The organism is Pseudomonas sp. L5B5 (assembly GCF_020520285.1).
Lineage (GTDB): Bacteria > Pseudomonadota > Gammaproteobacteria > Pseudomonadales > Pseudomonadaceae > Aquipseudomonas.
Window position 1 is genome coordinate 6395375 of sequence record NZ_CP084742.1, and the last position, 13315, is coordinate 6408689.

Sequence of the window (13315 nt, forward strand, 5' to 3'; positions counted from 1 at the left end):
CATGCAAGCTTTAATCGACTCGGTAGGCACGCTTTCTTCCAAAGAAAGAAAAGCCCTGGCGATTTTGCTTAAAGAAAAGGGCATCAACCTCTTTGGTATCGCTCCTATCTGCAGCCGCGGCGCCGACGAGGCGCCGGTTCTCTCCTATACCCAGGAAAGCCAATGGTTCCTTTGGCAACTGGAACCCGACAGCACCGCCTACCACATCACCACGGCGCTGCGCTTGACTGGAGAACTGGACCTCGACGCACTGCGCCATGCATTCGATACCCTGATTGCCCGGCATGAAACCCTGCGCACTACCTTTTCCGAAGACGATGGCACGGCGGTACAGGTGGTTCATCCACCGGCACCGCTGGACATCGAGGTCATTGAATTACACACCGATGGCCTGTCCTATGAGGCCCAGGTCCATGCCCTGACCGACAGCAAGAGCCAACCGCCCTTCGATCTGCGTAACGGCCCGCTGTTGCGTGCCAAGCTGCTGCGGGTGGCAGCAGACGAGCATGTGCTGGTCCTGACTCAGCACCACATCGTTTCCGATGGCTGGTCGATGGGGGTGATGGTCGACGAGCTGATCCAACTTTATGCCGGCTACCGCCAGGGGCGCCCGGTCAGCCTACCTGACCTGCCGATTCAATACGCCGACTATGCCAACTGGCAGCGCCAGTGGATGGACGCCGGCGAGCGTGAACGGCAACTGGACTACTGGCTGGAGCAACTGGCCGGGGAGCAGCCCTTGCTGATGCTGCCGCTGGACCATTCACGCCCGGCAATCCAGAGCTATCGGGGGGCGCTGCTGGATATCCCGTTGCCGGAAGAGCTGCGCCTTGGCCTCAAGCAATTGGCCCAGCGCGAAGGCGCGACTCTGTTCATGCTGTTGCTCGCCTCGTTCCAGGTATTGCTACACCGCTACAGCGGCCAGGCGGACATCCGCGTCGGGGTGCCGACCGCCAACCGCAACCGGGTGGAAACCGAACGCCTGATCGGCTTTTTCGTCAATACCCAGGTGTTCAAGGCCGAGGTGGACGGGCAGCTGGGCTTCAATGATTTCCTGCAGCAGGTCAAGCAGACCGCGCTGATGGCCCAGTCCCACCAGGACTTGCCTTTCGAGCAGTTGGTGGAAGCACTGCGCCCCGAGCGCAGCCTGAGCCACAGCCCGCTGTTCCAGGCGATGTTCAACCACCAGACCGCGGTCAAGAAGGGTGGGCAGAGCCAGCGTCTGGACGACCTCAGCATCGAGACCCTGAGTTGGCAGGGGCGTGCCGCGCAGTTCGACCTGACCCTGGATACCTTCGAATCCGAGGACGGCCTCTGGGCCTCCCTGACCTACGCCACCGACCTGTTCGAGGCCTCCACCATCGAGCGTCTGGCCCAGTCCTGGGTGCAGTTGCTGCAGGGCATCGTCCAGCAGCCGCGCCAGCGCCTGGGAGACCTGCCGCTGCTGGGCGCTGCCGAGCAGCACCAGTTGCTGCACGAGTGGACCCCGGCCACCGGTGAGTTCCCCAGCGATGGTTGCGTGCAGCAGTTGGTGGAAGCACAAGTACTGAAAAGTCCCGATGCCGAGGCCTTGTTATTCGCCGGCCAACGCCTGAGCTACCGGGAACTCAATGCCCGGGCCAACCGCCTGGCGCACAAGTTGATCGAACTGGGCGTGGGGCCTGAAGTGCGGGTGGGCGTGGCCTTGCAACGCACCCCGGAAATGGTCGTGGCCCTGTTGGCGGTGCTCAAGGCCGGTGGCGCCTATGTGCCCCTGGACCCGGATTATCCCCAGGACCGTCTAGCCCACATGCTGCGCGACAGTCAGGCACAGATCCTGCTGACTGAAAGCGCCTTGCTGTCGCTGCTGCCGTCCGTGGAATCCCTGCAGACCCTGCAACTGGATGCCCAGCCGGGCTGGCTGGATGGCTACTCGACAGACGACCCGGCGCCACGCGCGACTCCGGACAATCTGGCCTATGTGATCTACACCTCCGGTTCCACCGGCCTGCCCAAGGGCGTGGCGATTGCCCATCGCAACGTGCTGGCATTGATCGATTGGTCGAACCGGGTGTACAGCACTGAAGACCTGCAAGGGGTGCTGGCCTCTACCTCGATCTGCTTCGACCTGTCGGTGTGGGAGCTGTTTGTCACCCTGTCCAGCGGCGGTTCCATCGTCCTGGCGCGCAATGCCCTGGAACTGCCGGAACTGGTGGACCGCGACCGGGTGCGCCTGATCAATACCGTGCCCTCGGCGATTGCCGCGCTGCAGCGCAGCGGGCAGATTCCGCCCAGCGTGCGGATCATCAACCTGGCGGGTGAGCCGCTGAAACAGGCCCTGGTGGATAGCCTTTACCAGCAGCCCGGGCTGGTGCATGTCTACGACCTGTACGGCCCATCGGAAGACACCACCTACTCGACCTACACCCGGCGCGAGGCGGGCGGCCAGGCCAATATCGGCCGGGCCATCAGCAACACCCAGAGCTACATTCTCAGCCCGGACCTGCAACCGGTGCCGGTGGGCAGTGCCGGCGAGCTGTACCTGGCCGGTGCCGGGGTCACCCGTGGCTACCTGGCACGCCCGGCGTTGACCGCCGAGAAGTTCGTGCCCAATCCGTTCTCCAGCGACGGCGGCCGGGTGTATCGCACCGGCGACCTGACCCGTTACCGCGCCGATGGGGTGATCGAATACATCGGTCGCATCGACCATCAGGTGAAGATCCGCGGCTTCCGTATCGAGCTGGGGGAAATCGAAGCGCGGTTGGTGCAGCAGGCGGCGGTGCGTGAGGCCTTTGTCCTGGCCCATGACGGCGAGAACGGCCAGCAACTGGTGGCCTACATTGTGCCGAGCGACGCGGCAATGGCCGTCGCCGGGGATGCCCAGGCCACCCTGCGCGAGAACATCAAGAGTGCACTCAAGGAACACGTGCCGGACTACATGGTGCCGGCGTACTTGCTATTCCTCGAAGCGCTGCCCCTGACCCCGAATGGCAAACTCGATCGCAAGGCCCTGCCCAAGGTCGACGCCCAGCAGATGCAGCAGGTCTATGTGGCGCCGCAGAGCGAGCTGGAACAGCAGATCGCGGCGATCTGGGCCGATGTGCTCAAGCTGGAGCAGGTGGGGGCGACCGACAACTTCTTCGAGCTGGGCGGTGATTCGATCATCTCGATCCAGGTGGTCAGCCGTGCGCGGCAGGCCGGTATCCGCTTCACCCCGCGGGATCTGTTCCAGTACCAGACGGTCCAGGGGCTGGCGGCAGTGGCCGAGCAGGGTGAAGGCGGGGTGCAGATCGACCAGGGCCCGGTGCATGGCGCGACTGCGTTGCTGCCGGTGCAGCAGTGGTTCTTCGAGCTGCCCATGAGCGAACGTCATCACTGGAACCAGTCAGTGCTGCTCAAACCGTCCCAGCCGCTGTGTGCCGAAGTGGTAGAGAGCGCCTTGCAGGCGCTGCGGGTGCAGCATGACGCCTTGCGGTTGCAGTTCCGCCAGGAGGCTGATGGCTGGTCGGCGCGTTTTGCCGATGCCAGCCAGCGGCCGCAGCTGCTCTGGCAGGTTGCGGTGGATAGCGCCCAGGCCATGGAGCAGTCGGCGGTCGAGGCGCAGCGCAGCCTGAACCTGCAGGACGGGCCGCTGCTGCGGGCCGTGCTGTTCAGTCTGGAGGATGGCAGCCAGCGTCTGTTGCTGGTGATCCACCACCTGGTGGTGGACGGTGTGTCCTGGCGGATCCTGCTGGAGGATCTGCAACTGGCCCACACTCAACTCAGCGCCGGCCAGACCCTGGCGTTGCCGGCCAAGACCAGCTCGACCCAGGCCTGGGCCGAACAGATGCAGGCCTATGCCCAAGGTGCAGCGCTGCAGGAAGAACTCAAGTACTGGCAGGCCCAGTTGCAGGGCGTCGAGTCGAACCTGCCGCAGGATCGCCCGGTCACCGAATTGCAGAACCAGCACGCCAGCAACCTGAGCTCACGCCTGGACAAGGCCCATACCCAGCGCCTGCTGCAGGACGCCCCGGCGGCCTACCGCACCCAGATCAACGATTTGCTGCTCACCGCCCTGGCCCGGGTCATCACCCGCTGGACCGGCGAGGCCAGTGCCCTGGTGCAACTGGAAGGCCACGGCCGCGAAGACCTGTTCGACAGCATCGACCTGACCCGCACCGTGGGTTGGTTCACCAGCATGTTCCCGGTGAAGCTCACGCCCCAGGCGTCCTTGGGCGACTCGATCAAGTTCGTCAAGGAACAACTGCGGGCGGTGCCGAACAAGGGCATAGGCTTTGGTGCCTTGCGCTACCTGGGGGATGCTCAGGCGCAGCAGGCCCTGGCAGCCCTGGCCGTGCCGCGTATTACCTTCAACTACCTGGGCCAGTTCGACGGTAGTTTCGACGAGCAGGATTCCCTGTTCAAACCCAGCGGTGAAGCCAAGGGCGACGACCAGAGCCCACTGGCCCCGCTGAGCAACTGGCTGAGCCTGGATGGCCAGGTCTATGGCGGCGAGTTGAGCCTGAACTGGACCTTCAGCCAGCAGATGTTCGATACCGCCACCGTGCAGCGGCTGGCCGACGACTATACCGAGGAGCTCAAGGCGCTGGTGGCGCATTGCTGCGCACCGCAGCAGGCGGGCGCGACCCCGTCGGACTTCCCGCTGGCGGGCCTGAACCAGCAGCAACTGGATCGTCTGCCGGTGTCGATGGCCTCTGTCGAAGACCTCTACCCCCTGTCGCCCATGCAGCAGGGCATGCTGTTCCATACCCTCTATGAGCAGGCGGCGGGCGACTACATCAATCAACTGCGGGTGGACGTGGACGGCCTCGATCCGCTGCGCTTCCAGCAGGCCTGGCAGGCGGCCATCGATCGGCATGACATCCTGCGCACCGGCTTTATCTGGCAGGGCGAGGTGTCGACGCCGCTGCAAGTGGTGCACAAGCACATTGCCCTGGATTACACGCTGCATGACTGGCGCGGCCAGCCACAGCAGCAGGAGGCCCTGGACACCCTGGCCACCGCCGAGCGCCAGCGTGGCTTCGAGCTGGATGCGGTGCCCTTGTTGCGCCTGACCCTGGTGCGTATCGACGAGCAGCGCTACCACCTGATCTACACCAACCATCACATCCTGATGGACGGCTGGAGCAACTCGCAGCTGCTCGGTGAGGTGCTGCAGCGCTATGCCGGTCAACTGCCGAGCCACGCGCCGGGCCGTTACCGGGACTACATCGCCTGGCTGCAACGCCAGGATGCCCAGGCCTGTGAAAGCTTCTGGAAAGAACAGCTGCAGACGCTGGATGAACCGACCCGCCTGACCCAGGCGCTGTCCCGGGTCGCGGACATTCCGGCCGACACCGGCCACGGCAAGCATCATCGCGAGCTGGACCTGGCACAGACGGCACGCCTTGGCGAATTTGCCCGGCAGCAGAAGGTCACGGTCAATACCCTGGTGCAGGCGGCGTGGCTGCTGTTGCTGCAACGTTGCACCGGGCAGGAAAGCGTGGTGTTCGGCGCCACGGTGGCGGGGCGCCCCGCTGAGCTCAAGGGCATCGAGCAGCAGGTAGGCCTGTTCATCAACACCTTGCCGGTGGTGGCCACGCCACGCCCGGATATGACCGTGAGCCAGTGGCTGCAGGCGGTACAGAACCGCAACCTGGCGCTGCGTGACTATGAATACACGCCGCTGTACGAAGTGCAGCGCTGGGCCGGGCTGGGCGGGGACGCGCTGTTCGACAACATCCTGGTGTTCGAGAACTACCCGGTGTCAGAGGCCCTGGAAAAAGGCGCCCCGGCGCAACTGCGCTTTGGCGCGGTGGGCAACCACGAGCAGACCAACTACCCACTGACGGTTGCAGTCAACCTGGGGGCGAGCCTGTCGTTCGAGTTCATCTATGCCCGTGAATCCTTCTCTGAACCTTCGATGGTGCAGTTGGGCGGGCACTTGCAGGGCCTGTTGCTGAGCCTGATGGAGCATGCGCAAACCGGCCTGGGTGAGTTGCCATTGCTGACTCGGGACGAGCAGCGGCGCATTCGCCAGGAGTGGGACCACACCGATGTGGTCTACCCGACCCACCGTTTTGTCCACCAGCTGTTTGCCGATCAGGCGGCCAAGGCCCCGGACGCGCCGGCAGTGTTCTTCGCCGAGCAGCGCCTGAGCTATCGCGAGCTGGATACGCAAGCCAACCAACTGGCGCACCAGCTGATCGAACTGGGCGTTGGCCCGGAGGTGCGGGTGGCCATCGCCATGCCGCGCTGTGCGGAAATCATGGTGGCCTTCCTGGCCGTGCTCAAGGCCGGTGGGGTCTATGTGCCGCTGGACATCGAATACCCCCAGGACCGCCTGCGCTACATGATGCAGGACAGCGGCGCGTGGCTGCTGCTGACTCAGAGTCATCTGCTGGATCGCTTGCCGATCCCGGACGGTTTGCCGACCTTGTCGGTGGAACGGGCCGCAGATTTTGCCGGCTACCCGGCCAGCGCCCCCCAAGTGGGCTTGGCCGAGGAAAACCTCGCCTATGTGATCTACACCTCCGGTTCCACCGGCTTGCCCAAGGGCGTGGCGGTGTCCCATGGCCCGCTGGCCATGCACAGCCTGGCCACCGGCGAGCGCTATGAAATGAGCCCGGCGGACTGCGAGCTGCACTTCATGTCCTTCGCCTTCGACGGCTCCCACGAAGGCTGGATGCACCCACTGATCTACGGCGCCAGCGTGCTGATCCGCGACGATAGCTTGTGGTCGCCGGAATTTACCTATGAGCAGATGCACCGCTATGGCGTCACCGTGGGGGTGTTCCCGCCGGTATACCTGCAGCAACTGGCGGTACACGCCGAGCGCGACGGCAACCCGCCTGCGGTGCGGGTCTACTGCTTCGGCGGCGATGCCGTGCCGCAGGCCAGCTATGACCTGGCCTGGCGGGTGCTGCGTCCCAAGTACATCTTCAACGGCTACGGCCCGACCGAGACGGTGGTTACGCCGTTGATCTGGAAGGCCAAGGCGGGGGACCCGTGCGATGCGGCCTATGCGCCTATCGGCAACATCGTCGGCAACCGTAGCGCCTATGTGGCCGATGCCAACCTCAATCTGTTGCCGGTGGGCGTGGCGGGCGAGCTGTACCTGGGTGGCCTGGGCGTAGCCCGGGGTTACCTGGATCGTCCGGGGCTGACGGCGGAACGCTTTATTCCTGACCCCTACAGCACCACCGGCGCCCGGTTGTACCGCAGCGGCGACCTGACCCGCTACCGCACCGACGGGCTGGTGGAATACGTGGGCCGTGTCGACCATCAGGTCAAGGTGCGGGGCTTCCGTATCGAGCTGGGCGAGATCGAAGCGCGCCTGCTGGAACAGGACCCGGTGCTGGAAGTGGCGGTGATCGCCCAGCCAGGGCCGAGCGGCCAGCAACTAGTGGGCTACATCGTGCCGGTGGACGCTGAAGTGGCGTTGAGCAACGAGCGCCAGGCGCAGTTGCGCGAAAGCATCAAGGCGCGCCTGCGGGAAAGCCTGCCGGACTACATGGTGCCGACCTACCTGCTGTTCCTCGAAGCGCTGCCACTGACGCCGAACGGCAAGCTGGACCGCAAGTCGCTGCCGAAGGTCGATGCGCAGCTGATGCAGCAGACTTATGTGGCGCCACAGAACGAACTGGAGCAACAGATCGCGGCGATCTGGGCCGATGTGCTGAAGCTTGAGCAGGTGGGCGTTACCGACAACTTCTTCGAGCTGGGCGGCGACTCGATCATCTCGATCCAGGTGGTCAGCCGGGCCCGTCAGGCCGGTATCCGCTTCACCCCCAAGGACCTGTTCCAGCACCAGACGGTGCAGGGGCTGGCCACGGTGGCGGAGCAGGGCGAGGGCGGTTTGCAGATCGACCAGGGCCCGGTGCGTGGGCAAATGCCGCTGCTGCCGATCCAGCAATGGTTCTTCGATACACCGGTGCCGGAACGTCATCACTGGAACCAGTCGGTGCTGCTCAAACCGCTACAGCCCCTGCAAGCCCAGACCCTGGAAAGCGCCTTGCAGGCCCTGACGGTGCAGCACGATGCCCTGCGCCTGCGCTTTGCCGAACATCAGGGCACGTGGAGCGCAGCCTTTGCCGATGCCGATGAGCCGGTGCAACTGCTGTGGCAGGCCAATGTCGCCGACGCCCAGGCGTTGCAACAGTTTGCCGAGCAGGCCCAGCGCAGTCTCAACCTGCAAGAGGGGCCGTTGCTGCGGGCCGTGTTGTTCACCCTGGCCGACCAGAGCCAGCGCCTGTTGCTGATCGTTCATCACCTGGTGGTGGATGGGGTGTCCTGGCGGATTCTCCTGGAGGATCTGCAAGCCCTGTTGGGCAATCAGGCACTGCCGGCCAAGTCCAGCTCGACCCAGGCCTGGGCCGGGCAGCTGCAAGCCTATGCCGGCAGCGCGGCGCTGCAGCAGGAACTGGGTTACTGGCAGGCGCAGTTGCAGGGTGTCGAGTCGAACCTGCCCTGCGACCACGGCCACGACGGGTTGCAGAACCAGCACGCGAGCAGTGTCGAAACCCGGCTGAGCAAGGGTGATACCCAGCGCCTGTTGCAGGACGCGCCGGCGGCCTATCGCACCCAGATCAACGACCTGCTGCTGACCGCCCTGGCCCGGGTCATCACCCGCTGGACCGGCGACAGCAGCGCCCTGGTGCAACTGGAAGGCCATGGCCGCGAGGAGCTGTTCGACAGCATCGACCTGAGTCGCACTGTGGGCTGGTTCACCAGCGTGTTCCCGGTGAAGCTGACGCCGCAGCCGGCCCTGGGCGACTCGATCAAGTTGATCAAGGAACAATTGCGGGCGGTGCCGAACAAGGGCATCGGCTTCGGTGCCTTGCGTTACCTGGGGGATGCCAGTGCGCAGGAGGCGCTGGCGGCCTTGGTCGTGCCACGCATTACCTTCAACTACCTGGGGCAGTTCGACGGCACTTTCGATGACCAGCAGGCTTGGTTTGCCCCGGCCAATGAAGCCAAGGGCGACGACCAGAGCCTGCACGCCCCCCTGGGCAACTGGCTGACCCTCAACGGTCAGGTCTATGGCGGTGAGCTGAGCCTGGGCTGGAACTTCAGCCAGGCGATGTTCGATACCGCCACCATCCAGCGCCTGGCGGACGAGTATGCCAAGGAGCTCAAGGCGCTGATCGAGCATTGCAGCCAGCCCGAGCACCGTGGCGCGACGCCGTCGGATTTCCCGCTGGCGGGCCTGAACCAGCAGCAGTTGGACCGCTTGCCCCTGGCACTGGCCAAGGTCGAGGACCTTTATCCGCTGTCGCCGATGCAGCAGGGCATGTTGTTCCATACCCTGTACCAGCAGGACGGTGGCGATTACATCAACCAGTTGCGGGTGGATGTGGACGGGCTCGACCCCGAGCGCTTCCGCCAGGCCTGGCAGGCAACCATCGAGCGCCATGACATCCTGCGCAGCGGTTTCCTCTGGCAGGGCGAACTGCCGGCGCCGCTCCAGGTGGTGTACAAGCAGGTCAGCCTGGAGTGTGCCGAGCACGACTGGCGCTCGACAGAGCAGACCCCGCAAGCCCTGGACGCCCTGGCTGCGGTCGAGCGTCAACGAGGCTTCGATCTCGCCGCTGCGCCCCTGCTGCGCCTGACCCTGGTGCGCACTGGCGAGCAGCGCTACCACCTGATCTACACCAACCACCACATCCTGATGGACGGCTGGAGCAACTCGCAGTTGCTCGGTGAAGTACTGCAACGTTATGCCGGCCAGTTACCGCACCATCCGAGCGGGCGTTACCGCGACTACATCGCCTGGCTGCAACGCCAGGATGCAACGCTCACCGAGACCTTCTGGAAACAGCAACTGCAGGGGCTGGAGGAGCCGACCCGGCTGGCCCAGGCCATGGTTCCTGGTGCACAAGCGTTGCTGGAGGAGGGCCATGGCCGCCATGACTGCAGCCTCGACGAGGTCCAGACCCGCAGCCTGGGCGAGTTTGCCCGCCAGCAGAAAGTCACGGTCAACACCCTGGTGCAAGCCGCCTGGCTGTTGCTGCTGCAACGCTGCACCGGGCAGGACAGCGTGGTGTTCGGCGCCACGGTGTCCGGTCGTCCGGCGGAGCTCAAGGGCGTGGAGCAGCAGATCGGGCTGTTCATCAACACCTTGCCGGTAGTGGCTGCACCACGCCCGCAGCAGTCGGTAGGCGACTGGTTGCAGGTGGTGCAGGAGCGCAACCTGGCCCTGCGCGACTTCGAACATACGCCGCTGTACGACGTACAGCGCTGGGCCGGCCTGGGAGGCGAGGCACTGTTCGACAACATCCTGGTGTTCGAGAACTACCCGGTGTCCGAGGCCCTGGAAAAAGGCTCGCCGGCACAGCTGCAATTCGGCGCGGTCGGCAATCATGAACAGACCAACTACCCGCTGACCCTGTCGGTGTTCGTCGCTGAGCGCCTGTCGTTCGACTACAGCTATTCGTGCCAGCACTTCAGTGCCGCCGCGATCCAGCAGTTGGCCGAGGGCCTGCAACAGCTGCTGCTGGCCATGATCGGCAACCCCCGGCAGTGCCTGGGAAATCTTTCGCCGCTCAGCGACGGGCAACGGGCGGCCGTTGAACAAGAGTCCTGCCAGGCGGTCGGCCAAGTGGGCCGGGACCTCAGTATCCACCAGTTGATCGAAGCCCAGGCCACACGCACTCCGGATGCCGTGGCGCTGCTGTGCGCCGGTGAGCAACTGAGCTATGGACAGTTCAACCAGCGGGCCAACCAGTTGGCCCACAAGTTGATCGAGCAGGGCGTGGGCCCGGATGTGCGGGTGGGCATCGCCGTGGAGCGCGGGCTGGACATGATTGTCGGCCTGCTGGCGGTGCTCAAGGCCGGCGGCGCCTACGTGCCGCTGGACCCTGAATACCCTCAGGAGCGCCTGCACTACATGATGCAGGACAGCGGCATCCAGTTGCTGCTGACCCAGTCGCCGCTGCTGGAGCGTTTGCAGGATGGCCTCGCGGTGCCGTACCTGTGCCTGGACCAGGCCCCCGCCTGGCTGGCCGGTATGGCGCAGGGCAACCCGCCTGAACGCAGCAGTGCAGAAAACCTGGCCTACGTGATGTACACCTCCGGTTCCACCGGCCGGCCCAAGGGCGTAGGCATCACCCACAATGCCCTGAGCCAGCACGCACGGGCCACCGCCAGCCATTTCAACATGACGGCTGCGGACCGTGGCTTGCAGTTCTCTACCTTCAACTTCGACGCCTTTGTCGAACAGCTGTACCCGGCGTTGATCCGTGGTGCGTCGGTGGTGATCCGCGGCAAGGCGCTGTGGGACAGCGAAACCTTCTACCGCGAGCTGATCGAGCAGGGCATCAGCATCGTCGACTTGAGCACCGCCTACTGGTTCATGCTTGGCAAGGACTTCGCCGCCAAGGGGCCACGGGACTTTGGCCGCCTGCGCCAGCTCAACCTGGGGGGCGAGGCCATGCCGGCGGAAGGCGTGGCTGCGTGGAAACAGGCCGGCCTGAAACACGCCTGCCTGCTCAATACCTACGGGCCTACCGAGGCCACCGTGAGTGCCACGGCCCATGATTGCGGCGCCTACCTGGATGGTGCTCAGCCGATGCCAGCGGTAATTCCACTGGGCAAGGCCCTGCCGGGTCGCTCCATCTACCTGCTGGACAACAGCGGCAACCTGCCACTCAACGGTGTGATTGGCGAGCTGATGATCGGTGGCGACCTGCTGGCCCGGGGTTACCACGACCGCCCAGGCCTGACCGCCGAGCGTTTCATTCCCGATCCGTTCAGCAGTGATGGCGGTCGTCTGTACCGCACCGGCGACCTGGCCCGTTATGACGCCGAAGGCGTGATCGAGTACGCCGGGCGCATCGACCACCAGGTGAAGATCCGCGGTTTCCGTATCGAAATGGGCGAGATCGAAGCGCGGCTGCTGGAGCTGACGCAAGTACGCGAGGCGATTGTGCTGGCCCAGGACGGCGCGAGCGGTCCGCAGTTGGTGGCTTACGTAGTGCCAGCCGCGCAGGTGGCGGCCGATACGCCGCAGGCCCAGGCGCAATTGCGCGAGCAATTGAAAGCGGCCCTCAAGGAGGTGCTGCCGGACTACATGTTGCCGGCGCACCTGCTGTTCCTCGACGCGCTGCCGTTGAGCCCCAATGGCAAGCTTGACCGCAAGGCCCTGCCCAAGGCCGATGCCAGCCTGCTGCAGCAGGCCTACAACGCTCCAGAGAGCGAACTGGAACAGCAGATCGCCGCCCTCTGGAGCCAGGTGCTGGGCGTCGATCAGGTGGGCCTGGACGACAACTTCTTCGAGCTGGGTGGGCATTCCCTGGATGCCTTGCGCCTGATCGGCGCCATCAACCAGGCACTGGCTGTGCAACTGAGCATCAATGCGCTGTTCACGGCGCCAACTGTGGGGCAACTGGCTGGCGAGATCGCAGCCGGTCAGCCCGTCAGTGCGCAGAATGTCATCGCCCTGGGCGGTTCCGGCCAGCCGCTGTTCTGCTTCCACCCGGCGGGGGGCAGCGTGTATGGCTACCTGCCGTTGGCGACGCAGTTGCGCGACCATTGCACGGTGTATGGCGTGCTGCATCAGGCCTACCTGCAAGCCGACTGGAGCGAGGTTTCGTGGCTGGCCATGATTCAGCGCTATGTCGCCAGCATTCGCCAGGTGCAGCCGAGCGGTCCCTACTATCTGGCGGGCTGGTCCCTGGGCGGATCCATTGCCATGGACGTGGCCAGCGAACTGGAGGCGGCGGGAGAGACAGTGCGTTTCCTTGGCCTGCTCGACCCGACACCGCCCCAGGGTGCCGGGGACGATCAGGTTCAGGCGCAGGAGGCGCCGGTCACTGTGACGATCGAGTCCGAGTGGCGGGCGATCATCGACAAACTCTGCCAGCAGTTCCCGGGCAGTGCAGGGATGATCGAGAGCCGCTTGAAGCGTGAAGCCGAGCTCGACTGGCAGAGCGTCCATGACTGGGTGGCCGGCAATATCCCTCTGGCTCCCGGCGAGCTGGAGCGGGTGGTGGGACTGTTCAAGGCCGAGTTCGATGCTTCGTTGGTCAGTAGCGTATTCAATGACTTGAGCAGCTTGTCCGCAGCTTATGCTTATCGTCCATTGCGGGTTGTGCCACAACTGTGGTGGTCCCGTGATTATCAGGATGAGCAGATTGTGCGGATGGAGCGGGCCATGGGTAGCGAGGTGCTAGACAGAGAGGTCCTGGATTCGTTCAGGACCTTGGCCCGCCATGAGGAAATGGCCGCTGACCCTCGCTTGCTGGAGCGCTTCGAGGAGCGGTTGCTGAGCTGCTTGAGCTGAGTCACCGACAAAGGCCTGGATCGGTAGCGGTCCAGGCCTTTGTCGTTTCTGGAGTATGGCACCGGCCACAGATGG

Annotated in this window: 1 protein-coding gene; it reads left to right on the top strand. The window is 64.7% G+C overall.

What is annotated here, in order from left to right:
* The first annotated feature begins 1 nt into the window (after nucleotide 1).
* Nucleotides 2-13240 carry a non-ribosomal peptide synthase/polyketide synthase gene (locus tag LGQ10_RS29425; protein WP_226523992.1) on the top strand — a complete coding sequence of 4413 codons (13239 nt, stop codon included), beginning with the start codon at nucleotides 2-4 and terminating at the stop codon, nucleotides 13238-13240.
* Nucleotides 13241-13315: the final 75 nt, after the last annotated feature.